Below are 23,648 nucleotides of genomic sequence, written 5' to 3'. Positions count from 1 at the left end.
GCGTGTGCTGTCTTATCTCTTAAAGAGAGCACACGCTTTTTGTCATCCTCTGCGACAGAGCCATCACAACGCAGTTATTTTTCTGCCAACTGCAATCTCCTGCATAACCTTTCGCCTTTCTTTTTCCTCCCCTACACCCGCACAATCCTATACCCCGCTGCCTTGGACAGCCGGTTCATGATCGCCTGGCCCAGATGATCCTCGCCAAAACTTTCCGAAAAAATCACCTCTGCCCCCAGATCATCAAATTCGCGGAGCACCGCATAGAGGTTGTGGGCCACGGACTCCTGACTCTGTCTGGCTCCGATGCTGCGAATGATTCCCTCATGGTAGGCGTCTCTGGACTCATCCGTGCAGATGATTCCTACCCGCTGGCCCGCCTGTATCTGTTCCTTTGCCAGCATTTTCACCATATCCACCATGCGGTCTATCTGCGCCTTTGTCATCCCTGCTTTCTTATCACCCATCTCAGGCTCCACCAGAGTCAGCTCTGCCTTTGGAGCATAATGCTTATACTTCATTCCCGGTGCCTTGGGATGAACGCCCTCTGCCACAGGCCCCAGAATAGCCGGGTCAATGGTTACCTCGCCCAGCACCTCCCGCAGCATTTCCATGGTAACAGCGCCGGGACGCAAAACAGCCGGTGTCTCTCCCGACACGTCCACAATCGTAGATTCCACCCCGATTCCAACCGCACCTCCGTCAATGACCATGTCGATCCTTCCGTTCATATCCTGCCATACATGATCCGCCGTGGTAGGGCTTGGACGCCCGGAAGTGTTGGCGCTGGGAGCTGCGATCGGCACTCCTGCCAGGGCAATCAGGCGGTTAGCAATGGGATCTGAAGGCATCCGCACCGCCACGGTATCCAGTCCGCCTGTAGTTCCATAGGGAACGCGGCTGCTCTTGGGAAAGATCAGGGTCAAAGGCCCCGGCCAGAATTTCTCCATCAGCTTCCGTCCTGACTCCGGCATATATTTTACCAGCGGTTCCACCTCTGCGGCACAGGACACATGAGCAATCAGCGGATTATCAGATGGCCGCCCCTTGGCCGCATAGATCTTTCCGGCCGCATCCTCATCCAGGGCATTTCCTCCAAGGCCGTATACGGTTTCTGTTGGAAATGCAACCAGTCCGCCCCTCCGGATAACCAAGGCCGCCTCTTTAAGCTCCTCATCCCTTACATTCTCTGTATCTTTTATATAAACTCTCTTTGTCTCCATCACATCTATACCTCTGTTTTCTCTGACCGTTTTTCTCTGCCAGCTTCTTCCCGCTGATTTCCTCCCCATTCTACCACGGAGCGCATGGAAAGACAATCCGTTTAGGCCAGGTTCCCGCAGCATTAAGCCTTGGCGCGGCAGCTGGTGCAAAACCTCCCCGACAATGCGAAAAATGGCCGCTCGCAGCGACCATTTTCCAATTTCAAAAACCTATTCGTTTTTCCCCACAGCTCCGATCCGAACCAGGGCTCTGTGGAGCTTTGCCTCGGCCATCTGGTGTTCCATCTCGGAAAGGCCGGACTGATTCATCTTCTCTTCCGCCCGCGCCTTCGCCTGTCTGGCACGCTCTACGTCGATCTCATCGCTCCACTCCCAGGTAGTGGGGATCAGACGGCACTGACCGTTCATCACGGTAAGCATACCGCCGATACAGGCTGCGCTGCGCTGCGTCCCATCGTCCATCACAACATGGGCTGTGCCCATACCGATGGCTGTACAGTAGTTCATATGACGCGCCAGGATCGCCAGGTCTCCATGGACCGTCCGACAGGATACGCTCTGCACCTGTCCGTCAAAGATCATTCCGTCCATGGTCACGATCTGCAAATGGAAGGCTGCCATAAAGCCTCACCCTCCCTTCTACTGTGTTTTTTTCGCTTTCTCAAACACATCGTCAATGGTTCCCGCAAACAGGAAACAGCTCTCCGGGATCTCGTCACACTCACCATCCAGGATTTTCTTAAATCCGCGGATGGTTTCCTTAAGAGGCACATACTGCCCTGCCATACCGGTAAACTGCTCCGCAACGGAGAAACTCTGGGACAGGAAACGCTGTACCTTTCTGGCTCTGGATACAGTCAGCTTATCCTCCTCTGACAGTTCATCCATACCCATGATGGCGATGATATCCTGCAGTTCCTTATATCTCTGAAGCACTCTCTGTACGGATCTTGCCACCTGATAATGCTCCTCACCTACTACCTCCGGAGTGAGGATACGGCTGCTGGAATCAAGCGGATCTACAGCCGGATAGATACCCTGGCTGGCAATCTCTCTGGAAAGTACAGTGGTAGCGTCCAGATGGGTGAATGTGGTAGCCGGAGCCGGATCTGTCAGATCATCCGCAGGCACATAAACAGCCTGAACAGAAGTAATGGAGCCCTTCTTGGTTGAAGTGATACGCTCCTGAAGCGCGCCCATCTCCGTAGCAAGGGTAGGCTGATAACCTACCGCAGAAGGCATACGTCCAAGCAGAGCCGATACCTCGGAACCCGCCTGTGTAAAACGGAAAATATTGTCAATAAACAGAAGTACATCCTGATTCTTTACATCACGGAAATACTCTGCCATGGTCAGGCCGGAAAGGCCCACTCTCATACGTGCCCCCGGTGGTTCGTTCATCTGCCCATATACTAACGCAGTCTTGTCAATAACGCCGCTTTCCTTCATTTCGCCGTAAAGGTCATTTCCCTCACGGGTACGCTCGCCAACGCCTGTAAACACGGACAGGCCGCCGTGAGCTGTAGCTACATTGTGGATCAGCTCCATAATAAGAACGGTCTTTCCTACGCCGGCACCGCCAAACAGACCGATCTTTCCGCCCTTTGCGTAAGGGCAGATCAGGTCAACGACCTTAATTCCCGTCTCCAGGATCTCCGTCGCCGGGGTCTGCTCCTCATAAGAGGGAGCCGGACGATGGATCGCCCAGCGCTCCTTTGTCTCAGGAGCCGGTTTCTCATCTACCGGATCACCCAGCAGATTAAATACACGGCCCAGGCACTCATCGCCTACTGGTACGGTGATGGGGCTGCCTGTATCCACCGCGTCCACGCCGCGCACCAGTCCGTCTGTAGAGCTCATGGCAATGCATCGCACTACATCGTCACCCACCTGCTGGGCAACCTCTGCCACCAGGCGATGACCATTTACATCAATCTCAATCGCATTAAGCAATGCAGGCAGTTCTCCCTCCCTGAAACGGATATCCAGGACAGGACCCGTTACCTGCACTACCTTGCCAATATGTTTCTCAGTCATATATAAATCTCCTTGTTATCCACCCTGCGGCTCTCACACCGCAAAGTGATGCGTGTCATCCCCGCATCAACACAGCCGGGGCCCTCTGTCCCGCAGATCAGGGTTCTTCCGCACCCGCCACGATTTCTGTAATCTCCTGGGTAATGCTTGCCTGACGGGCGCGATTGTAGTAGAGACTCAGCTGCTCGATCATCTCGCCGGCATTCTTGGTGGCGGCATCCATAGCGGTCCTTCGGGCAGCCAGCTCGCTGGCCACAGACTCGCATATGGCTCCATAGATCAACCCCGCCAGATACTCCGGAACGATGGAATCAAATACAGTCTCCGCATCCGGCTCATACAGGATCAAAGAACGGATTTTTTTAACGTCCTTCTCATCTTCTGAAAGGTCAGCCAGCGGCAGCATACCGGACACCCCCGGTCTCTGAGAGAGCATGGAAATAAAGTTGGTATAGCCCAGCGCCACATGGCCGAAGTCTCCAGACTTAAAGGTACGGCATAAGAGTTTTGCAATGGTAAAGCAGTCGGATACCGACAGCTCGCCCACCTCGGCAAACTCCTCTGTCAGAATCTCCACCCTGCGGCGTTTGTAATACTCCACCGCCTTCTTTCCAATAGGAAGGACAGCACAGTCCCTGCCGGCCATCTGAGCTTCCATTTCCTTGAACAGATTGGCATTGTAGCCTCCGGCCAGACCGCGGTCTCCGGCAATCACCACATAGCACCAGCGGTCATTTTTCCCGGATCTGGTATAGACCGATGAAACATCCGTGTTGCCTGCCGCAATCTCTGCCAGCGTATCCTTTAAGGTCTGAAAATAAGGACGGCTGGCATCTGCCCGTTCCTTGGCCCTGCGAAGCTTGGAGGATGCCACCAGTTCCATTGCCTTGGTGATCTGCATGGTGCTCTGTATGCTCTTCATACGGAGCTTCACGGCTTTCATGTTTGCAGCCATGGTTTTCCTCCTTTTATCTGATTATCTGGCCTTTAAAAAACGGTCTGTATAGTCCTTAAGAGCCGTCTTTAACTTCTCCTCCGTCTCGCCCTCCAGCTTGCCTGTAGTGCGGATGGTTTCCATGGCGGATACGCCTGCTGCATCGCTGTCTAGGAAACTGTAAAGACCTTCCTCATAGATCTGGATAGCTTCCACCTCAACCTCTGTCAGGATACCGTTTACAACGGCGTACAGGATCGCCACCTGCTTCTCAACAGGAACCGGTGTACTTCTCCCCTGCTTCAGTACCTCAACGATACGGGCGCCCTGCGCCAGACGGGCCTTGGTATCCGCATCCAGGTCGGAACCGAACTGCGCAAAGCTCTGCAGCTCTCTGTACTGGGAGTAAATCAGCTTCAAGGTACCCGCTACCTTCTTCATCGCCTTGATCTGCGCGTTTCCACCTACTCGTGAAACAGAGATGCCGGGGTTTACAGCAGGCATGATGCCGGAGTGGAACAGCTCGGTCTCCAAAAAGATCTGTCCGTCCGTAATAGAGATAACATTGGTAGGGATATAGGCAGATACGTCACCTGCCTGCGTCTCAATGATGGGAAGAGCTGTTAAGGAACCTCCGCCCTTTTCCTCGGAAAGCTTTGCCGCGCGCTCCAACAGTCTGGAGTGCAGGTAGAATACGTCTCCAGGATAAGCCTCGCGCCCCGGCGGACGGCGGATCAGCAGAGAAAGCGCTCTGTATGCTACTGCGTGCTTGCTCAGATCGTCATAGATGATCAGAACGTGCTTTCCTTTATTCATAAAATACTCACCCATGGCGCAGCCTGAATAGGGAGCAATATACTGTAAGGGGCTTGTCTCAGAAGCCGTGGCCGTAACAACGATGGTATAATCCATAGCGCCGCCTGCCTGAAGCTCTGCCACCAGATTGGCAACGGTGGAGCGCTTCTGTCCGATCGCCACATAAATACAGATCACGTCCTTGCCCTTCTGATTTAAAATGGTATCGGTAGCAATAGTAGTCTTACCGGTCTGACGGTCTCCGATGATCAGCTCTCGCTGGCCTCTTCCAATGGGGATCATGGAGTCAATGGCCTTGATTCCCGTCTGAAGCGGTTCCTTTACGGGCTGTCTGTCGCAGATGCCGGGAGCCGGAGACTCCACAGGTCTGAATTCACTTGTTTCAATGGGGCCTGCGCCGTCAATCGGCTGGCCGATGGCGTTTACTACGCGGCCGATCATGGCCTCGCCCACTGGCACGGACACGACTTTTCCGGTGCGTTTTACAGTCTGTCCTTCACTGATCCCCTGGTCGGATCCGAATAACACGACAGAAACGTTTGTCTCTTCCAGGTTCTGGGCCATTCCGAAGGTGCCGTCCTCAAACTCCAGAAGCTCGCCGGACATACAGTTTGTAAGCCCGCTGACTCTGGCGATACCGTCTCCGACCATCAGGACGGTTCCCGTCTCGCTCTGCTCAATGGCATTCTGATAATATTTGATCTGGCTGCGGATGACCTTGGATATCTCTTCCGGTTTTAATTGCATTCCATTCACATCCTTTATACGATGATTTCCGTAACTTTCTTTCTCAGTCCTGACAGACGCTCCTGCAGGGTGCCGTCAAGCTGCTTTCCCTCCAGCTCTGCCTTAATGCCTCCCACAACCCTGGGATCCACCTTAAGGGTCAGCTGAATGGTCTTATTGCTAATCTTTTCCAGTCTTGCTTTCAGTGCCTCTTTCTGCTTCTCTGTGAGAGGCACTGCACTGGTGACTGCCGCCTCGGCGATTCCGTGATCCTCATTGTATCTGGACCTGAATTCCTGGCAGCAGCCCGAAAACTCCCGGAGCATACCATTTTCACATAAAAGCTTCAGGAAATTCAGCAGATAGGTCTCTATCTTTCCCTCAAAAGCGGCATCAAGAAGTCCCACGCGCTCTGTCTTGGGGATGGACGGCTCTGCCAGAAGCCGCAGATAGGACGGTTCTTCCCTAAACAGGGAACAAACCATTTCCATCTGCTCAAGTATTCCCTCTGTCAGCTTTTCTTCTGAAGCAAGGTCATAAAGGCTGCCTCCATAGAGTCTGGCAGTTTTCGTCATGACGCCTCACCTACATTCTCAATAAACTCGTCTATCAGCTTCCTGTGATCGTCCTCGCTGATCTCGCGCTCGATCACCTTTCCTGCGATATCCATGGCAATGCCTCCGATCTCATTCTTGATCTCGTTGACCGCCTTCTTCTTCTCCTGAAGGATATCGGCTTCTGCTCTGGCCTTGATACCGGCTGCCTGAGCCTTAGCCTCCTGCACCATAGCCTCGCTGCGGGCGGCAGCGTCCTTCTGCGCATCCTGAAGGATGGCACTGGCTGTCTCCTTCGCCTTCGCCATCTCGGCCTCATATCCTGCCTTCATGGCCTCAGCCTCTTCCTTTGCCTTCTTGGCGTCCTGGATCTGGGCGTCTGCCAGAGCCCTGCGCTTTTCAATAATCTCCCGAACCGGCTTAAATAAAAACTTTTTGATCAGCCAGCACTGGAGAAATAAGTTGCAGATCGTGGCAATGAAGGTCCAGGGCATAATGGTTACAAGTTCCTGTACTTCTCTCATTTTCCTACCTCCTGTCTGCGGAATCCGGTGTTCCCTTTTCCATTAAGACAGGAAATTCATAAATGTGCCAGGAGCAACGAAGATTAAAAGCAGACCTGTAACGAAACCATAGATACCTGTGGTCTCTGCAATGGCACAGCCAAGGAGCATGGTGCTTGTTACGTCGGACTTGCACTCCGGCTGACGGCCGATGGCCTCCAGAGCCTTTGCAACTGCGTTGCCTTCACCGATACCAGGACCGATACCTGCGATCAAAGCACAGCCGGCGCCGATGGCGCATCCTGCTAAAGCGATACCTTTTGCTAAAACCTGAAAATCTGTCATGATAATTTTCCTCCTCAAAATAAATATTCTCTGTAAATCGGGGGCTGCTTAACCTTCTGCCGCGTTTGCAATGTACATAATGGTCAGCATACTGAATATGAATGCCTGCATAAAGCCGGAAAACCAGTCAAAGTATACAGACAGAATGGCGGGAATACCTACATCCAGAATAGGGATGTTCCCCAGAATCTCTCCCAGCGCGCCGGGAAGCCACCCAAGCAGGGCAGAACTTGCCACAGCCAGAGCCGCATAGAGCAGGCCGTTGATAACAACGCCGGAAAGAATGTTTCCAAAGTGACGGCACGCCATGCTGATCGGTGTTGCGATCTCAGACAGGATATTAAACGGCGTCATTACCGGGATGGGCGTGGTAAAGCCCTTCATATATCCCAGAAGGCCGCTTGCCTTAATCTTGTTGGCTGTGATCATAATAAAGACTACCACCGCCCAGGCCGCCTCAGTAGAAAGATCCGCCGTGGGGCTTCTAAGACCCGTCAGGCTGATCAGGTTGGATACTGCGCTGGTGGTAAAAAAAGCTGCCACAAAGGGGATCAGGTAGTCGAACTTCTTACCGCCGGTATTGTTGCGAACCAGATTGGTGGCCTGCTCCACCAGCATCTCTGCTACCGCCTGACGCCTGGAAATATTTTCCACCTTCAGATCTCTGGTCAGCCAGATACAAAAACCCGTAATCAGGATCATGACCAGCCAGCTGATAACCATGGTCTCGGTGATCATAAAATCGCCGAGAATGGGAATCCCTGTAGGTATCCTTACATATATGGCCGCACCTGAAATATCAAAGTTCATACTTGCACTTTCATCTCCTTTCTATGAATTTGGTTTAGCATTTATCATTCCCAGCATCCCCAGCAGTTTAATGCCAAAGCTTGGGAAAAACAGGGGTATAATCCCTGCCGCACCATTCAGAAATGGAAGAGCTACCGCAAGCACCACCCACAGAAGCTGGGTAAGCGTGCGGAACCGGTAACTGGCTTTCATATGCTTCATCGCCTGATCCTCGCTCCCGCCGGACACGATCTTCTGAACGGTCAGTCCCATAAAAAAGAAGTTAGATACCGCCACTGCGCTTCCTAAAAGGCCGCTGACAATGACGCGCATATCAAAGGGAACCGACCCGGGATAGAACCGGTGAAGAAGCCAGAAGCAAAAAAACATCACACAGCTTCCTGCCAGAGTGATCCCTGCTACATGAACTGTCTCCTTTTTGACAGCCGGCTGAATTTCTGCCATTATTTTTCCTCCTTTTACCCTGTGTATACGCAAGCGCCCGCACCACTGCGCGCAAAATCTCCGGGAGCATTCCTTTCTCCCATGTTTTCAGGTACAGACAGGGACTTTTTATTTCAGTTTTTAAAAATGCTCATTAAACGCCCGGCCGCTGGTCTTTTTCCTCTTTGTCTGCTTTTTCATAATATCCTGGTAAACCCTCCAGGCCGTAGCCCCTGAGCCGCCCAGGCCAAAGAAAAAGCCAGGTATATAGACCCATGTCCCCAGGGCAAAACGGCTGATAAGCCAGCTGCATAGAAGAACGCAAAGCAGAAGAGGCGCCGCTAAAGACAGCCCCAGCTGGGTGAACATAGACAGGGAGCCTAATGTGTGTGCCCATCCTTTCATAACCGTGATCCTCCTGTGAGACCTGCCGCTTCTGTTTTTAGCCGCAGATTCCATATTTGTACACCGCCTGTCATTTTGCACAAATTCTGCTGGTTGTTTTTTCCATATCGGACACAGTTTTTTTGCCCTCGTACTCCCGGAATTTGTACAATATGAGTGAATTATAACCCATACAGGTATATTTATCAATGGCATTTAGGAATTTTCTTATTTTTACCAGTGACAATCCCGTCTGTTTTTGTCTGTTTTGCCTTTACATTTTTTTAATTTGTCAATTTTTTAACACTTTCTGTTTTGAATCTTATACAAATTTTTTTAGACTTTTCCCTGATCTCGTCCCCCCTCTGTCACATTTTAATTACAGACAGAGGGTCAAAGGCGTCTCTTAAGGCGTCTCCTACAAAATTTACCGCTGTGACCACCAAAATGATCACAAGCCCCGGCGGGATCCACAGCCAGGGCTGTTTTGTGAGAACCGTAATGGACTGGGCGCTGTTGAGCATATTTCCCAGGCTGGCCGCCGGAGGCTGAACACCCATTCCCAGAAAGCTCAAAGCCGCCTCATCCAACATGGTAAGGGCCATAACCGAAGTAGCATAAACTAAAACCGGAGCCATTGTATTAGGCAGGATCTCAGAGAAAAGGATATGGCGGGCAGGCATACCCGCAGCCATACTGCTCTTCACAAAGTTCGTCTCCCTCAGGCTCAAAACATTTCCCCGCACCAGCCTTGCAATGCCGGGCCAGTCTAAAAATCCCAGGATCAGGATAATGCTCCACAACCCCGGCTTAAAGATGGCCGCCGCTACCAGCACTAAAAGAATATAGGGGAAGGACATGACCATGTCCGTAAAACGCATAATGAGAATGTCCGTCACTCCCCCAAAATATCCGGCCGCCAGCCCCAGAAATACGCCTATAGCCGTAGCAATCAGAGTAGCCAGAACCCCCGCCATAAGCGAGGTGCGGGTAGCATAAAGAAGGCGGCTTGCCATATCCCGGCCAATCTGATCCGTCCCTAACAGAAACTCCCGGCTGGGAGCCGCCCCAAAAGGCCCTGCGATGGCTTCGGGATCATAGGGAGCGATCACAGGGGCAAAAACCGCTGCCCCGCAGATGATTCCCAGTGCCGCAAGGCTTATAAGAGCCAGGCGATGGCGGCAGAACCTTCGCCAGACGGCTTTGCCGTAGGTCTCGTGGACCAAAAGGGTATTTTCGGGTTCTTTCTTATCTAAAGGATCCTTTTTCATTTGCTTTGTCATTTTACTTTCCTTTGCTAGTCATACTGAATGGAGGGATCTGCCAGCGCGTACAGGATGTCCGTCACCAGATTGGCAGCCAGAACTACCACAGCCGCCAGCAGGCAAACGCCCATGATCACCGGATAATCCCTGGATAATATGGCGCTCATAGTCATAAGGCCCAGGCCGGGCCAGGAAAACAGCTGTTCCACAATCACTGCGCCGCCAAAAAGCAGGGGGATCTGCATACCGATTACAGTTATAATGGGAATAAGCCCGTTTCTTAAGGCATGGCGGCCTACCACCAGGCGCTCTCCAATTCCCTTCGCCCTGGCCGTGCGCAGATAGTCCTGCTGTAGGATCTCCAACATGGAACTGCGGATATAGCGGATGTTGGTTCCTGCCATGGAAACAGCCAGAACCGTGACCGGCAGTACCATATGGGCCGCCAGATCACCGATTCCGCCCTGGCCGCCAAGGGTCGTCATACCGCTGGACGGAAGCAGCTTTAAGCGAATGTTAAAGATATACACCAAAATCAGTGAAAGGAAAAATCCCGGAATACTGCTGCTGACAAAAGAAGCCGTCACCACTGCATAATCGCCTTTTGAATACTGACGCACAGCGCTGTAGATGCCCGCAGGGATGCTGATAAGCAGGCTAACAAGCAGCGATACCCCCATTAAAAGCAGCGTTGGCCCTAAACGGCTTGCAATCATCTGGCTGACAGGTTCATATGTTTTGATGGAGATCCCCAGGTTTCCATGCAGAAGCTGTCCCAGCCACATAAAATACTGAATGTAAAAGGGCTGATCCAGACCAAGAGCAGCCTCTCTGGCGGCCACGGCCTCCTGGGAAATACGGGCGCCCTGAAGCATCTCCAGCGGATTTCCTGCAAAACACATGATGGCATAGTCGATCAGGGTAATCCCGATCAGGGTCGGTATGGCAATCAGAAGCCTTTTTATAATATATTTTTTCATTTGTTCTTTTCCACCTCCAAAACAGCGGGGCCGCAGGCGGCCAGATGGGTGCTTCCAGGGCGGACGGGAAGCAGGGGATAGTTCCTCTTCCCACACTCTTCTTCTCTCTTTAAGCAGCGGTCAAAGAAGGGACAGGCACAGTTTGCCGTTGTGTTTTCATGGGCCTCTCCCTCCCCAAGGTTCCCCCAGGAGTCATCCCGTTTTCTCGGATCCGGCTCAGGTACTGCCTGGAGCAGGGTTCTCGTATAAGGGTGAACCGGATGCTCAAACAGTTCTTTTCGCTCCGCCGTCTCTACCAGTTTTCCCATATACATCACAGCAATACGCTGGCTGACATAATTCACGGCGCCCAAACCGTGTCCTATGAAAATGCAGGTAAGATCCAGATCCTTTTGCAGACGTTTCAGCAGATTCAGGATCTGGGCCTGAATGGACACATCCAAAGCGCTGACCGGTTCGTCACAGATAAGAAGCTTTGGATCCAGGGATAGGGCTCTGGCAATGCCGATCCTCTGGCGCTGCCCGCCGGAGAACTCATGGGGGTAGCGATCCAGGGCATTCACAGGCAGCCCCACCAGTTCCATCAGCCTATCTGCCTTTTTGTGAACATTCCCCCGATCCGCCAGGTTATGATAAAGCATAGGCTCGGATAGGATCTGGAAAATCTGCTTTCTTGGATTTAAGGAGGAATAGGAGTCCTGAAATACCATCTGGATTTCTGTCCGGACGGAAGCAAAGGCTTTCCCCCTTTTTGCAGTCAGTTCCTCTCCCCTATACCAGATCCGGCCGGAATCCGGCTGCTCCAGGCCCGCGATCTGGCGGCCCAGCGTGGATTTCCCACAGCCCGACTCGCCTACCAGGCCCAGAGTCTCCCCCGGATACAGTTCCAGCGAAACGTCGTCTACCGCCCGGACAAAGGATGTGGGACGGCCAAAAATGGGGGTGTTCTGAGGATAATATTTTTTCAGGTTCTCAATGCGCAGCAGCGGAAGCTTACGATCGCTCTTACCAGCCTCTGCCGGACTGACGCGTTTTTCCATGCTATACTCTGCCATCCTGCTCTACCTCCTCTGCACGGCGGCAGCGTACCCGATGGGAAGTCTTATTATCGTCTGCCGTCAAGATGTTATTTAAAACCTGGGCCTGACCGCACAGTTTTTGCCTGTAAGGACACCGATCTGCAAAACGGCAGCCAGTGATACGGCCGTACTCCTCAGGAACCGTTCCCTCGATAGCAGGCAAAACCCGATCCGGATCCTGTTTCAGGGAAGGCACCGCAGCCAGCAGGGCCTTTGTATAAGGATGAGAGGGATGATCGAAAATTTCAAATACCGTCCCCTCCTCTATGATCTGGCCCGCGTACATCACCATTACCCGATCCGCCATCTGGGCCACCAGTCCCATGTCATGGGTAATCAAAAGCAGCGCCATATTCAGATCTTTTTTCAGTTCCTTCAGCAGGCTCATGATCTGGGCCTGAATGGTCACGTCCAGGGCCGTAGTAGGCTCATCCGCAATCAGAAGGGCCGGCTCACAGGATAAGGCCATGGCAATCATTACCCTTTGGCGCATTCCGCCGGAAATCTGATGGGGATATTTCTTCATCACCGCCTCTGCATCCCGGATACCGGCCTTTTTTAAGAGAGCTGCGGCCCTCTGCCTGCGGCTCTCTTTATCCAGGTCCATATGTGACTTTATCCCCTCCATCAGCTGCAGTCCAATGGTAAGGACAGGATTTAAAGAACTTAAAGGATCCTGAAAGATCATTGCCAGTTCCTTTCCCCGGATGGCGTCAAGCTCCTTCCGTTTCATTTTCAGAAGATCTCTTCCTTTAAAAAGGATCTCTCCCTCCGCTGCATAGCCGCCGCGGCCCAAAAGGCCCATGACCGCCAGGGAAGTAACACTTTTTCCGCAGCCAGACTCGCCTACCAGACAGACCGTCTCTCCCGAATCCACATGAAAATCGACATGATCCGTGCCAACGGTCTCTCCCCGTTCTCCTGTAAAGGCCACCTGCAGGCCGCGCACTTCCAAAATATATGACATTTATATCTCCTTTTTTCCTGTAAACTGCAATTCCCCGGCAAACAGATCATTTGCCGGGGAACGGGTAACAATGTATGTTTCAGCCTGTGATATCCCAGTCCTGCACATGATTCAAAAATCCGTAAACACTGGGTACTGCTCCTGTAAGACGCTTATTCTTAGCCGCCATGGTGCGGATCACATAGGCAGAAAACATGGGAACATCCTCCTGCATCCGGCGGTCAATAATACCGTACTGCTTCTTTAATTCTTCCGTATCACTTAAGGTGGCGATCTTTGAGAGGGCCTCATTTACCTCATCATTTTCATAGCCGGTCCAGCTGCCGTCCCCGCCTAAAAGCCAGGCTATATCCACATAGGGATCTACCGGCGGATAGGTGTACTGCACTGCCATGATATCGAAGTCGCCGCTTCCTGCGGTGCTCATAAGAGTATTGATATCCATGGTGCGGATCTCCGTCCTGACTCCCAGAGCAGACCACTGAGCCGCTATCACGGAAGCTGCGTTTACAAAGGTGCTGTCACCGGAGTCAACATAAAAACGCAGTGTCCTGGAAGGATCCCAGCTGCTCTCAGCAAGCAGAGCCTTTGCCTTTTCCAGGTCATAAGAAACCGGAATGACAGAAGGGTCATAGTAAGGACCTGCACTTGATAAAAAGCCGTCCACGATCTCGCCGTTGCCTTTTAAAAGCTGCTCTAAGATCTGATTCCGGTCAATGGCATATAAAAGAGCCTGACGCAGCTTGGAATCCGGTACATTTTTTGTATTGATAAATACAGACTGATTGGTGATGGGATCTCCGAAGCTCGTCTCTACCGTATCCAGAGCCTGTATGCTTTCATAATCCTCCAGAGGAATGGCGCTCATGGTATTGTGGGTAATGTCGATCTCGTCGGACTGAAGGCCTGCGTAAAGCTGACTGCCCCCCACAATGCGGATATTCAGCTTCGGAATCTTCGGCGCTCCCTTCCAGTATGCCTCATTTGCCTCATAGGATACATAATGATCCTTATCATAGGAAGTCATGCGGTAGGGGCCGCTTACCACATCGGGGTGTGAAAACCACTGATTGGAAGCCAGCTGATCCTCCGGGATATCTCCGATGATATGCTTTGGAAGAGGCATCAGATACCGGACGTAAGAATTCTGGAAGGTGATCAGCGACATAGGCTCCTTGGTTGCAAAGCGGACGGTCTTGTCATCTACCTTTGTAATTCCGTCAATATGATCCGCTCCCGGCTCCACAAAGCCGTCATCGCCTACGCCTTCAAATACATAGTACATCATAGCCGTATTGGCAATGGCCGGGCTGCAAAGGCGCAGGGCCGTGTATACCACATCATCCGCCGTTACCGGCTGACCGTCAGACCACATCGCCTTATCGTCAATGTGTACCAGAAAATGGTTTTCATCCTCAGCGGTAATGGAATCCGCCAGCATCCCCTCAAACTCCATATCCGCATTTAATTCCATTAGAGGAAGGAACATCAGGCCCGTAGCGTATTTATTTACCTCCACGCCGTCCATCAGCAGCGGATTTAAGGTATTGACCGTGCTGGTAACGCCGATATTGACAATCTTCTCTCCCGTCGTTCCTTCCAGGGCGCTTTCACTGCTTCCTAAACTGCTGGCTGCTGAACCGCTCTCGCCTCCTTTTACTCCCCCTGCACAGGCTGTAAGAGACAGGGCCATGGCGGCAGACAGGATTGCTGCAAGACATTTTCCTGCTGTTTTCCTATATTTTTTCATAATATCCTCCTGGGTCTCATGTTTGCACACTATTCATAGTAATTTAGTATGGTTATGGTATGGCTTTATTTATAGCATTATGAAGGAAAAATGTCAATACCGCAGGCTGCCGGACACATTTTCCAGTTGTTACCGGATAGCAAATGTGCTACAATTTTAGCAATCCGGGCGAAGGAAACCTCCCCGCCCAAAAATAAAAAGCGTGCCTTACGCTTTCATGAAGGAGGATTATTTGTATGGAAATAATCAAACTGATCGGTGTCCTGATCGTAGTTATAGGCTTTATCTTAAAGCTGGACACCCTGGCTGTGGTCGTTACCGCAGGCCTTGCTACTGGTCTGGTAGCCGGCATGACCCCCATGGAGATCCTGAATACTCTGGGTACTGCCTTCATCACCAACCGCACTGCCACCCTTTTTATCCTGACGCTTCCTGTCATCGGACTCTGCGAGCGAAATGGCCTGAAAGACAAGGCAGTCGACTTTATCAAGTCCTTAAAAAATGCCACAACCGGCCGGCTCATCGCCATCTGGCAGGCCATCCGTACTGTGGCATCTGCATTTTCACTCCGTATCGGCGGACACCCCCAGTTTATCCGCCCGCTGATCAATCCCATGGCCCAGGCGGCGGCTGTGGTACAGTATGAAGAACTGGATGAAAAAACAGAGGATCAGATCAAGGGTATGTGCGCCGGAAGTGAGAATTACGGCAACTTCTTTGCTCAGAACTGCTTTATGGGTTCCTCTGGTACCCTGCTGATCGTATCCACCTTAAGCGAACAGGGATATCCCGTAGATGCCCTGCAGATCGCCGGTCAGTCCGTTCCCATCGCTGTGATCTCCCTGGTAGCGGGAGTAGTCTACGCCCTGATCTTCGACCAGATCTTAAAACGCAGATACGCAGATAAACGTAAGAAAAAGGAGGCAAACTAATATGACATGGACGCTCAGCACCGTGATCGCTGAAATCTTTTACTGCATCATCGGTCTTATTTTTATCGGCACAGGCTTTAAGGCTTTAAAGGATAACACCTGCAGCAAACGCGTCACCACCGCCGCCTTCTGGTTTATCCTGGCTGCCACATTTATCGCAGGCCCCTATTTTCCCAGATGGATCACCGGCCTGTGCGTTGTGCTTATGGCCCTTCTCACCGCATTTAACCGTGTAGCCCCCAGCAAAAGCGATATTCCTGATGCAAAGGAGACCCGCGCCGCAGCCGACCGGCTGGGCTACTCTGTATTTATCCCGCCTCTGTTTCTGGCCCTCAGCGCTGTGCTGGTAGCTACCTTCTTAAAATCCCTTGGTGCCAATAATGCCATCGGCATCTCAGGTATCATCGCCCTGATCGCCGCATTTTTCATCTTCCGTCCAAAGCCGGTCTATGCGGTAAAAGATTGTACCCGTCTGACGGATAATGTTGGCGTAACTGGTATCCTGCCGCAGGTTCTGGCTGCTCTGGGCGCTGTATTTACAGCCGCCGGCGTAGGCGATGTGATTGCAGCGGGAGTAAACGCAGTGATCCCTCAGGGAAATCTTTTTGCAGCCACTGCCGTCTACTGTATCGCCATGGCCCTTTTTACCATGATCATGGGAAATGGCTTTGCCGCCTTCTCTGTAATCACCGTAGGCATCGGTATTCCCTTCCTGGTAGCCCAGGGTGCGGATCCTGTGGTCGTTGGCGCGCTGGGACTCACCGCCGGCTACTGCGGAACTCTTATGACCCCTATGGCAGCCAACTTTAATATCCTGCCTGCCGCGCTGCTGGAGACAAAGAACAAATACACAGTTATTCTGTCACAGCTTCCCATGGCGCTGTTTATGCTTGCTGTGCATATCGTGCTGATGTATTTTCTGGCATTTAAGTAAAGCTGCCGTCCGCGGATGCAGGAGACTTATGCAGCCCATAAAACTCATGCATATCCAGGCGCAAAGGACCGCGTTATACATTTTTATGCCGCTTTTCATGGAACGCCGATAATATAATTTTTCAGGAAAGGAATGATTTATTTATGAAACTTCTTCTTACTGCATTTGATCCCTTTGGAGGCGAGCCGGTAAACCCGGCTCTTGAGGCTGTTAAAAAGGTACAGGACCGTGTGGAAAATGTCTCCATTATCAAGCTGGAAGTCCCTACCGTATTCGGAACATCCATTGAAACCGTAGCCAGGGCCATTGAGAAGGAACAGCCGGATGCCGTTTTATGTATCGGACAGGCCGGAGGCCGTTACGGTCTGACGCCGGAGCGGGTAGCTATCAATATGGATGATGCCCGCATTAAGGATAACGAAGGTAATCAGCCCATTGATACAGCTATTTTTGAGGATGGCGCTCCGGCTTACTTTACCACTCTCCCGATCAAAGCAATGGTACAGGCGATCCGCGAAGCCGGATTTCCTGCCAGCGTTTCCAATACCGCCGGTACCTTTGTATGCAACCATCTGATGTATGGCGTGCTCTACACACTGGCAAAGAAATATCCCGGCGTGCGGGGCGGTTTCATGCACGTACCCTTTATCCACAGCCAGGTGGTCAATCGTCCGGCTCCCGCTCCTTCCATGAGCATTGAGGATATTGCCAGAGGAATCGAGGCTGCCGTTAAGGCCATCGGTGAAAATGACGCTGATATCCGCACAGCGGAGGGCGCCACCCATTAGGAAATAATTTTTTCCCATCCGTGCAACATTTTGCCTTTCCTGTCTGTATATAAAGCAGAGAGGGAATTATAATCCCCTTTCTCACACGAAACAGATACATGACAGAAAGGAAAATTCATACTATGAAAAAACACATTAAAAGAACCTCTATGTTAAAAATGGCCGCAGGTCTTTCTCTCTGGACGCTTATGGCCATCTCCATGGCCGGATGCGGCATTTCCGGCACTGCTCATGAAACAGCGTCAGCTGAAACCACTGTTCAGAGCGGGCAGCCAGATAAAACTGAAAGCTCATCTGCCGCAGCATCTCAGACCGAGCCTATGGTTGGTATGCCAGATCCCTTCACCCCCTGTGAAAGCATGAAAGACGCCGAACAGTTGGTGGGCTTTTCTGTTACACTGCCTGATTCTATCACCGGATATGATGCACCGGAGCTTTCCGTTATAAAGGATGAACAGCTGATACAGGCCGATTATCAGAAAGGTGACCAACGGCTTTATATCCGCAAAGCCGTTGGCACAGAAGATATCAGCGGAGACTATAACCACTATCCCGAAGAGACAACCCTGGCTGTAGGAAACCGTTCTGTCACCATGAGGGGAGAAAATGGCCAGATCCGCCTTGCAGTATGGACCGACGGCGGCTATACCTACTGTATCGGCGGAGCAAATTCCTCTGCTGACGAAATGTCCCAGTGGATCTCTGCTGTAAAGTAATAGAAAATACGCTGTCATATTACAAAACGTCGAGGTATCTTCATGTTTATCTGTACCAAGCACTATTTTCCTAAAATGGTCCTGTCCGGGTTTGGCCGTCAGCTCTGGATCATAAAAGGATGTCTTTGCCGTCTCCTTTTAACGTATTTTTCCCTGCCCCAGGATTTTGCTCCTGCGGCAGGATCTTCCAGCCCGCAGGCCCACCATCAATCCTTCAGTGGCCGCGAATCCGCAGCAGAAAACAACTCCCCAGTTTCCGATCTGGCTGAACATCTGCTGGATACATACGGTAATTCTATCCTGCGTCTTGCCTATTCCTATATTCACAATATGAGCGATGCTGAAGATATCCTCCAGGAAACGCTGATTCGTTTTCTGGAAACAGTACCGTCCTTTGCATCTGACGCCCATGAGAAAGCCTGGCTGTTAAAAGTAGCCGCCAATCTAAGCAAAAACCGGCTGGATTACAACCATATCCGCCATACGGATGAACTGGACGAAACACTGGCCGCTGAGGAACGGGAGGATCTGTCCTTTGTCTGGGAAGCGGTAAAAGCGCTGCCGCCTCAATATCGAAGCGCCATCCATCTTTTCTATCAGGAGGGCTACCCCACTGCTCAGATCGCTCAGATTCTGGGGCGCAGGGAAAGCAGCGTCCGTTCCGACCTGCGCCGGGGCAGGGAACGCCTAAAGCTTATTTTAAAGGAGGAATACGATTTTGAGTAGATCCTATCATGAGATCATGGAACGCGTGGAGGTCACAGAGGAAATGCGCACGCGCATCCTTGGAAAAATAAAATCAAACGAAAACAGTTCCGGCTCAAAAAACTCCCCCTTGTCAAAGCCCGGTTTAGAAAAGTTTTGGCTGCTCCGCACCAGAAGAGCCCTTCCCGCGGCCGCCTGTTTTCTTCTTTTTATCCTCAGCGCGATTTTCCTTCCCCAGATTATGGCTCCAAAACAGTCCGGGCCGTCGGATGAACTGTTAGGAGCCGTGGGCAGTGGTATTACAGAATGTGCCTCTGCCGCAGAGCTCTCACAAAAACTGGGATTTCCTGTCAGCGATCTCCATGGACTTCCCTTTGAGCCGGAAACCGTGTCTTATGATGCCTACTCCTATGGCATGGCTCAGATTACCTATGAGGCAGCTTCCGAAGAATCTCTCACCTTCCGCAAGTCTCAGGAAAACGGCGGTAATTCCGGCGATTATAGCCTCTATGATGTAACCCTTCAGATCGATATAAACGGCAGTACAGTCACCTTAAAAGGAGATGGAACGCGCTATTTCCTGGCCGTATGGCAGGCGGACGGATACTCATATTCTCTTTCTTCCCACAAAGGGATGACAGAAGAGATGTTTATGGAAATAATTTCCGAAAATATGAACTGATATCTCCAATTTTCTTCCAAAACGAAACCCATGGCACAATCACTCCGACGCACCATGGGTTTCGTTCAATCTTTTCCAATTTTCTCTCACAGCAAGATACGGTATTGCTGTACTGCGTCAGTTTCAGGCTTTACATAAAATCAAAAAGACTCAGCTGCTTTACCTCAGGACGTTCTGTCCCTGGCGCCTGTTTACAAAGAGCTACATCTGCCGGTATCTCCTTAAGGAAGGCCGACGGCTCTCCAGAAGTCACCAGAATCAGTTCTTCCCTGGCACGCGTCATTCCCACATAGAGAAGGCGGCGTTCCTCCTGTAGCGCAAAACTCAAGTCCGCAGTTTGGGCAGCCTGTCCTTTTTCCCCGCTGTATTCCAAAGGAATCGAATACTTTCTCACTCCCATAATAATCACTGCCGGAAACTCCAGTCCCTTAGACGCGTGAAGTGTCATCAGTGAAACCGCATCCGCCGTATAATGCTTTCCGCCGCACCGTTTCAAATCACTTTCCACGCCTCTGGCAAGGGCATCTAAAAGCTCCTCTATATTTTTGTAAAATACGGCCATGGACAACAACTTTGACAGCGGTTCATCCTCCATAAGTTTCCGGTCAGCCATCCAGCTTTTCATCAGTTCCTCCGGCTTTTTCTTCCATCGTGTCCTGTATTTCTCCTGAAGGAAATAAAGCAGCTCTGCTCCCATTCCTTTCTCCAGTTCAAGCCGCTCCCTTACATCCGCATCTTCCTCCTGCTGCTGTTTAATTTCCCTGCAGAGCATCCGAAAAAATGCAAGCGCCTCCAAAACTGTTTTTTCCTGTAAAAAAGAGCCTCTTCCCCTCACAATATAAGGAATCCCCTCTGTTCTTAAATACTCCTCCATCGCTTCGGTCTGCCGGTTGGTTCTGCACAAAACTGCAATATCAGCAAAGCTTCTCACCTGTCTTTGCTCCATCATCTCCCGTTCCTGAGCATCCAGCATATCGATGCCGCCGATCATGCGGCTGATCTCCCTGGCTGCAAAAAGCCCCTCAGAACGTCTTCCGCCGACTCGGACAATACGCAACGGAAGGCCGTTCCCGCATACAGCCTCAAAGACCCTCTCATTTCCTGGATTGTGGGAGATCAGTCCGCAGGAAGCCCTTGTTATCTGGGTCGTAGAGCGGTAATTTTTATGCAGCCGAACCACCTCTGTCTCCGGCATCTCCTTAAGAAGCCGTTCAAAGCAGCCAGGATCCGATCCTCTAAAACCATAGATCGACTGATCCGGGTCTCCAATCACAAACAGTTCCTTTCCATCCCGGTTCCATTCCTGAATCAAACGGTATTGAAGGGGACTGATATCCTGAAACTCGTCCACCAGCAAATATTTAAAATGGGTGCATAACTGCCGGACCTGCTCATTTTCCCAAAGTAGCAGCCGAAGGGTCTCTATCAGAAGATCATCAAAATCAAACAGCTTTTCTTCCTTCATGCGCTCCTCATAAATGCAAACGGCATTTTTAAGAGGCTCTTCTAACTCCTCCGTTTTCTTTGTATGGCAGTCCTCTGCCGGTTCCAGTCCGCACCGGTTCTTCTCCCTTGACACATACTCTATAAACTCTGCCGGACGAATATCCAGTTTCCGCCCCTCTATCACATCAGCCGCCAGATCCAAAAGCTCCTGTCTGTCCGCTATTCTGCGTTCCATCCCCGCTGCTCCAAGAAACGCAAGGCAGATCGAATGAAAGGTTCCCGCCTGGATCTGGCTGACTGCTCTCCGATGCGGCATTTCTCTTTGAAGCCGTTCCCGCAGTTCTCCCGCTGCCTGGTTAGAAAAGGTCACTGCCGTGATTTCCGAGCCTTTCACCCGTCTCTTCTCCATCAAACAGCGAATTCTCGCTGTCAGCGTCCCCGTCTTTCCCGTTCCAGGACCTGCGATTACAGCCATACAGCGGGCCCAAACATCTGCTGCCCGCCTCTGTTCTTCATTTAAGCAGTCTAAAAAATCCCCAGTCACAGCGGCTGGCAAAGCGGCTGAAATCGTTTCATTTTTTATACCGGCCGCCTGATTTCCCGCCCTTTTATCTTCACTGCCATTCTTTTCCCCAGACAGCATCATTTCTCTCCGGCGGGCTTTGCTCTCACCATCTCCCGTATCAGCAGGTTTTTCTGTCCCATTCTTTAAGTTCTCACTGAACAGCTCAGCAAAACTCATCTGACCATCTGGATTGGCGATTTCATTGGATTCAAAAAGCTTAATAACGCCATATTCCCCATCAAAGCCCGGCAGCCGGGTCACTTTGCCCTCACGCAGCCGTCTAATTCCCTCGGCAATGAGATGACCAGAGTGGCGCTTAATATCCTCTATGGGAAGTTCCCTTAAAACGGTAAATTCCGTCCCCAGTTCCCTTACCATTTTCTCATACTCCGCCTGCACCTTCTTAGATGATACACAACGCCCGGTGGACGCTGCAATCACTTCTGCCAGAGGCACCAAACTTTCAAATGTTTTTCTGCTGCACGGCAAAAATCCCTCTGGACGATCCGCCAGCTGATCAATTCGATGAGAAACACCCATGGTTATTTTCTTTTTGCAGACCGGACAGATTCCGCCACAACGCTCTGCCTCAGCGGGATTCAGACAAATATGACACTTTCGGTGTCCATCAAAATGATATTTCCCTTCCTCCGGGAAGAACTCGATCGTTCCCTCCAGGCCAGTTCCCGTCTCAACGGCCATTTTTAGTCCCTCATAAGAAAGATCACTGCTAAGCAGATTTGCCTCCCGTCCCAGTTTTGCCAGAGAGTGGGCGTCCGAATTGGAAATAAGCTGAAAACGATCCAGTGCTGAAAGTCTCCAGTTCATAGGCGGATCCGAGGAAAGCCCCGTTTCAACCGCATGAATGTAGGGCGTCAGTTCCCCGAAGCAGTCTTCCACCCGGTCAAAACCAGAAAACGCGCCGAACATGGAGAAGTGAGGCGTCCAGATGTGGGCCGGAATAAACATTCCCTTTGGGCAAACTTCCAGCATAATCTCTAAAAGGTCATGGCAGGACAATCCTAAAATAGGCCGTCCATCCGAATGAATGTTCCCAATACTTTCTAATTTTGCTGACAGCTTTACTGCATCCTCCAACCCTGGAAGCAGAATCAGGCTATGAACTTTCCGCACCTTTCCATCCTGTTTATAAATGGAACTGATCTCCCCGGAAATCACAAAGCGAGTCCGTGCAGCGTCGCTCTCCGGCTCAAGCACGCACCCCTCCCGCAGCTGATACAGTCCCTCCTCCGCTGGAATCAGCTTTTCAAAAAGCTCCTCTCTCCAGGCCGGATGGGTAAAATCCCCTGTTCCCAGAAGCTGGATTCCCTTTCTTCTCGCCTGCAGATCCAGCTGCTCCGGCGTCAGTTCCCTGCTGGTAGCCCGTGAATACCTGGAATGAATGTGAAGATCTGCGATATACATAATGCTCTCCTTATCTGTTCTGCATAAAACCTTCCCGTACAGTCTTTCCGTAAAAACAATTATATTCTATTTCGCAAATATTCATTTGTCAAATTGTTCTATCTGCCAATAATAATTATACACTAACGATCTATTTTGCTGGTGGCTGTGCGACTACAGCCATAAAACAAATTGAAACAGCTGAAATCTACCATATCTTACCGTTTCCAACATATTTACGCGAACTGGTTAAAACGTGGTTTTCGGAGAAAAAAGCAACATGACACAAAAAAGCCCGGTAAAACCGGGCAAATAAAAAAGCGCGAGACGGGATTCGAACCCGCGGCCCCCACCTTGGCAAGGTGGTGCTCCACCACTGAGCCACTCGCGCATATAAAATCAATATTCAATTCAATCGGGGTGACAGGATTCGAACCTGCGACCTCCTGGTCCCAAACCAGGCGCTCTAGCCAAGCTGAGCCACACCCCGAGTCTATTTCACACATACCTTCAAAACCACATATTGAACTGCCAAGCCACAACAACTCTCTCCTGCTCCTATACCGTCTGGTTAAGCCCTCGACCGATTAGTATCAGTCAGCTCCGTACATTGCTGCACTTCCACCTCTGACCTATCTACCTCGTCGTCTTCAAGGGGTCTTACTCTTGCGATGGGATAT

Annotated in this window: 23 protein-coding genes, 2 tRNA genes and 1 rRNA gene; 6 read left to right on the top strand and 20 right to left on the bottom strand. The window is 51.2% G+C overall.

The window, feature by feature from the left end:
- Positions 1 to 131: 131 nt before the first annotated feature.
- The 16 genes from HW447_RS04155 to HW447_RS04080 form a co-directional block, all read right to left on the bottom strand.
- Positions 132 to 1,223 carry an L-threonylcarbamoyladenylate synthase gene (locus HW447_RS04155; RefSeq protein ID WP_176254078.1) on the bottom strand — a complete coding sequence of 364 codons (1,092 nt, stop codon included), beginning with the start codon at positions 1,221 to 1,223 and terminating at the stop codon, positions 132 to 134.
- A 210-nt stretch (positions 1,224 to 1,433) separates the two neighbouring features.
- Positions 1,434 to 1,844: an ATP synthase F1 subunit epsilon gene (gene atpC / locus HW447_RS04150; RefSeq protein ID WP_176254077.1), complete on the bottom strand. Its 411-nt coding sequence runs from the start codon at positions 1,842 to 1,844 to the stop codon at positions 1,434 to 1,436.
- Positions 1,845 to 1,862: 18 nt separating this feature from the next.
- Positions 1,863 to 3,260, bottom strand: coding sequence for a F0F1 ATP synthase subunit beta (gene atpD / locus HW447_RS04145; protein WP_176254076.1), 1,398 nt, complete (start codon positions 3,258 to 3,260; stop codon positions 1,863 to 1,865).
- Positions 3,261 to 3,357: 97 nt separating this feature from the next.
- Positions 3,358 to 4,215 carry an ATP synthase F1 subunit gamma gene (gene atpG / locus HW447_RS04140; protein ID WP_176254075.1) on the bottom strand — a complete coding sequence of 286 codons (858 nt, stop codon included), beginning with the start codon at positions 4,213 to 4,215 and terminating at the stop codon, positions 3,358 to 3,360.
- Between the two features lie 21 nt (positions 4,216 to 4,236).
- Positions 4,237 to 5,757: a F0F1 ATP synthase subunit alpha gene (gene atpA, locus HW447_RS04135; RefSeq protein ID WP_176254074.1), complete on the bottom strand. Its 1,521-nt coding sequence runs from the start codon at positions 5,755 to 5,757 to the stop codon at positions 4,237 to 4,239.
- A gap of 14 nt (positions 5,758 to 5,771) precedes the next feature.
- Positions 5,772 to 6,311: an ATP synthase F1 subunit delta gene (atpH, locus tag HW447_RS04130; RefSeq protein WP_176254073.1), complete on the bottom strand. Its 540-nt coding sequence runs from the start codon at positions 6,309 to 6,311 to the stop codon at positions 5,772 to 5,774.
- On the bottom strand, positions 6,308 to 6,814 hold the full coding sequence (gene atpF / locus HW447_RS04125; protein ID WP_176254072.1) for a F0F1 ATP synthase subunit B: 507 nt from the start codon (positions 6,812 to 6,814) through the stop codon (positions 6,308 to 6,310). Before atpF ends, atpH begins: the two co-directional genes overlap by 4 nt.
- Before the next feature lie 42 nt (positions 6,815 to 6,856).
- Positions 6,857 to 7,138, bottom strand: coding sequence for an ATP synthase F0 subunit C (gene atpE, locus HW447_RS04120; protein WP_066545669.1), 282 nt, complete (start codon positions 7,136 to 7,138; stop codon positions 6,857 to 6,859).
- Positions 7,139 to 7,186: 48 nt separating this feature from the next.
- The gene (locus tag HW447_RS04115; RefSeq protein WP_176254071.1) at positions 7,187 to 7,948 is read right to left on the bottom strand and encodes a F0F1 ATP synthase subunit A; all 762 of its coding nucleotides are present in this window, start codon (positions 7,946 to 7,948) and stop codon (positions 7,187 to 7,189) included.
- A 21-nt stretch (positions 7,949 to 7,969) separates the two neighbouring features.
- On the bottom strand, positions 7,970 to 8,392 hold the full coding sequence (locus HW447_RS04110; protein ID WP_176254070.1) for an ATP synthase subunit I: 423 nt from the start codon (positions 8,390 to 8,392) through the stop codon (positions 7,970 to 7,972).
- A gap of 120 nt (positions 8,393 to 8,512) precedes the next feature.
- A complete protein-coding gene (locus HW447_RS04105) occupies positions 8,513 to 8,776 on the bottom strand; it encodes an AtpZ/AtpI family protein (RefSeq protein ID WP_176254069.1) in 264 nt (87 codons plus the stop codon).
- Positions 8,777 to 9,123: 347 nt separating this feature from the next.
- Positions 9,124 to 10,026, bottom strand: coding sequence for an ABC transporter permease (locus HW447_RS04100; protein WP_176254316.1), 903 nt, complete (start codon positions 10,024 to 10,026; stop codon positions 9,124 to 9,126).
- Between the two features lie 26 nt (positions 10,027 to 10,052).
- The gene (locus HW447_RS04095; protein ID WP_176254068.1) at positions 10,053 to 11,000 is read right to left on the bottom strand and encodes an ABC transporter permease; all 948 of its coding nucleotides are present in this window, start codon (positions 10,998 to 11,000) and stop codon (positions 10,053 to 10,055) included.
- Positions 10,997 to 12,040 (bottom strand): ABC transporter ATP-binding protein, encoded by a 1,044-nt coding sequence (locus HW447_RS04090; protein WP_176254315.1) that lies wholly within the window; start codon positions 12,038 to 12,040, stop codon positions 10,997 to 10,999. The genes HW447_RS04095 and HW447_RS04090 overlap by 4 nt, the downstream gene beginning before the upstream one ends.
- Before the next feature lies 1 nt (position 12,041).
- Positions 12,042 to 13,046, bottom strand: a complete 1,005-nt coding sequence (locus tag HW447_RS04085) for an ABC transporter ATP-binding protein (protein ID WP_176254067.1) — start codon at positions 13,044 to 13,046, stop codon at positions 12,042 to 12,044.
- Positions 13,047 to 13,125: 79 nt separating this feature from the next.
- Positions 13,126 to 14,796: an ABC transporter substrate-binding protein gene (locus HW447_RS04080; RefSeq protein ID WP_176254066.1), complete on the bottom strand. Its 1,671-nt coding sequence runs from the start codon at positions 14,794 to 14,796 to the stop codon at positions 13,126 to 13,128.
- Between the two features lie 236 nt (positions 14,797 to 15,032).
- On the opposite strand from HW447_RS04080, the gene HW447_RS04075 reads away from it, so the two are divergent.
- The 6 genes from HW447_RS04075 (at position 15,033) to HW447_RS04050 (ending at position 19,553) form a co-directional block, all read left to right on the top strand.
- Positions 15,033 to 15,728, top strand: coding sequence for a DUF969 domain-containing protein (locus tag HW447_RS04075; protein WP_176254065.1), 696 nt, complete (start codon positions 15,033 to 15,035; stop codon positions 15,726 to 15,728).
- A 1-nt stretch (position 15,729) separates the two neighbouring features.
- On the top strand, positions 15,730 to 16,662 hold the full coding sequence (locus HW447_RS04070) for a DUF979 domain-containing protein (protein ID WP_176254064.1): 933 nt from the start codon (positions 15,730 to 15,732) through the stop codon (positions 16,660 to 16,662).
- Positions 16,663 to 16,805: 143 nt separating this feature from the next.
- Positions 16,806 to 17,450 carry a pyroglutamyl-peptidase I gene (pcp, locus tag HW447_RS04065; protein ID WP_176254063.1) on the top strand — a complete coding sequence of 215 codons (645 nt, stop codon included), beginning with the start codon at positions 16,806 to 16,808 and terminating at the stop codon, positions 17,448 to 17,450.
- A 122-nt stretch (positions 17,451 to 17,572) separates the two neighbouring features.
- A complete protein-coding gene (locus HW447_RS04060; protein WP_176254062.1) occupies positions 17,573 to 18,166 on the top strand; it encodes a hypothetical protein in 594 nt (197 codons plus the stop codon).
- Positions 18,167 to 18,208: 42 nt separating this feature from the next.
- Positions 18,209 to 18,892, top strand: a complete 684-nt coding sequence (locus tag HW447_RS04055) for an RNA polymerase sigma factor (RefSeq protein ID WP_243176197.1) — start codon at positions 18,209 to 18,211, stop codon at positions 18,890 to 18,892.
- A complete protein-coding gene (locus HW447_RS04050; protein WP_176254061.1) occupies positions 18,885 to 19,553 on the top strand; it encodes a hypothetical protein in 669 nt (222 codons plus the stop codon). The genes HW447_RS04055 and HW447_RS04050 overlap by 8 nt, the downstream gene beginning before the upstream one ends.
- 130 nt (positions 19,554 to 19,683) lie before the next feature.
- Here HW447_RS04050 and HW447_RS04045 read toward each other — a convergent pair whose 3' ends face one another.
- The 4 genes from HW447_RS04045 to HW447_RS04030 all read right to left on the bottom strand — a co-directional run.
- Positions 19,684 to 22,989 (bottom strand): UvrD-helicase domain-containing protein, encoded by a 3,306-nt coding sequence (locus HW447_RS04045; protein ID WP_176254060.1) that lies wholly within the window; start codon positions 22,987 to 22,989, stop codon positions 19,684 to 19,686.
- A 298-nt stretch (positions 22,990 to 23,287) separates the two neighbouring features.
- A tRNA-Gly gene (locus HW447_RS04040) sits at positions 23,288 to 23,359 on the bottom strand.
- A gap of 24 nt (positions 23,360 to 23,383) precedes the next feature.
- Positions 23,384 to 23,458, bottom strand: a tRNA-Pro gene (locus HW447_RS04035).
- Positions 23,459 to 23,535: 77 nt separating this feature from the next.
- A 23S ribosomal RNA gene (locus HW447_RS04030) occupies positions 23,536 to 23,648 on the bottom strand; the annotation flags it as partial.

The sequence above is a fragment of the Enterocloster alcoholdehydrogenati genome, from assembly GCF_013282095.1.
Taxonomy (GTDB): Bacteria; Bacillota; Clostridia; order Lachnospirales; family Lachnospiraceae; genus Enterocloster; species Enterocloster alcoholdehydrogenati.
This window is presented reverse-complemented; position numbering and strand designations above follow the sequence as displayed.

Coding starts and splice junctions, on each gene's coding strand:
- HW447_RS04070 (WP_176254064.1), top strand. CDS start 15,730: ATGACATGGACGCTCAGCACCGTGATCGCTGAAATCTTTTACTGCATC.
- HW447_RS04100 (WP_176254316.1), bottom strand. CDS start 10,026: ATGAAAAAGGATCCTTTAGATAAGAAAGAACCCGAAAATACCCTTTTG.
- HW447_RS04110 (WP_176254070.1), bottom strand. CDS start 8,392: ATGGCAGAAATTCAGCCGGCTGTCAAAAAGGAGACAGTTCATGTAGCA.
- atpA (WP_176254074.1), bottom strand. CDS start 5,757: ATGCAATTAAAACCGGAAGAGATATCCAAGGTCATCCGCAGCCAGATC.
- HW447_RS04080 (WP_176254066.1), bottom strand. CDS start 14,796: ATGAAAAAATATAGGAAAACAGCAGGAAAATGTCTTGCAGCAATCCTG.
- HW447_RS04075 (WP_176254065.1), top strand. CDS start 15,033: ATGGAAATAATCAAACTGATCGGTGTCCTGATCGTAGTTATAGGCTTT.
- HW447_RS04090 (WP_176254315.1), bottom strand. CDS start 12,040: ATGGAAAAACGCGTCAGTCCGGCAGAGGCTGGTAAGAGCGATCGTAAG.
- HW447_RS04155 (WP_176254078.1), bottom strand. CDS start 1,223: ATGGAGACAAAGAGAGTTTATATAAAAGATACAGAGAATGTAAGGGAT.
- HW447_RS04055 (WP_243176197.1), top strand. CDS start 18,209: ATGTTTATCTGTACCAAGCACTATTTTCCTAAAATGGTCCTGTCCGGG.
- HW447_RS04115 (WP_176254071.1), bottom strand. CDS start 7,948: ATGAACTTTGATATTTCAGGTGCGGCCATATATGTAAGGATACCTACA.
- atpG (WP_176254075.1), bottom strand. CDS start 4,215: ATGGCTGCAAACATGAAAGCCGTGAAGCTCCGTATGAAGAGCATACAG.
- HW447_RS04060 (WP_176254062.1), top strand. CDS start 17,573: ATGAAAAAACACATTAAAAGAACCTCTATGTTAAAAATGGCCGCAGGT.
- atpH (WP_176254073.1), bottom strand. CDS start 6,311: ATGACGAAAACTGCCAGACTCTATGGAGGCAGCCTTTATGACCTTGCT.
- atpC (WP_176254077.1), bottom strand. CDS start 1,844: ATGGCAGCCTTCCATTTGCAGATCGTGACCATGGACGGAATGATCTTT.
- HW447_RS04095 (WP_176254068.1), bottom strand. CDS start 11,000: ATGAAAAAATATATTATAAAAAGGCTTCTGATTGCCATACCGACCCTG.
- atpE (WP_066545669.1), bottom strand. CDS start 7,138: ATGACAGATTTTCAGGTTTTAGCAAAAGGTATCGCTTTAGCAGGATGC.
- atpF (WP_176254072.1), bottom strand. CDS start 6,814: ATGAGAGAAGTACAGGAACTTGTAACCATTATGCCCTGGACCTTCATT.
- HW447_RS04105 (WP_176254069.1), bottom strand. CDS start 8,776: ATGAAAGGATGGGCACACACATTAGGCTCCCTGTCTATGTTCACCCAG.
- atpD (WP_176254076.1), bottom strand. CDS start 3,260: ATGACTGAGAAACATATTGGCAAGGTAGTGCAGGTAACGGGTCCTGTC.
- HW447_RS04045 (WP_176254060.1), bottom strand. CDS start 22,989: ATGTATATCGCAGATCTTCACATTCATTCCAGGTATTCACGGGCTACC.
- HW447_RS04085 (WP_176254067.1), bottom strand. CDS start 13,046: ATGTCATATATTTTGGAAGTGCGCGGCCTGCAGGTGGCCTTTACAGGA.
- pcp (WP_176254063.1), top strand. CDS start 16,806: ATGAAACTTCTTCTTACTGCATTTGATCCCTTTGGAGGCGAGCCGGTA.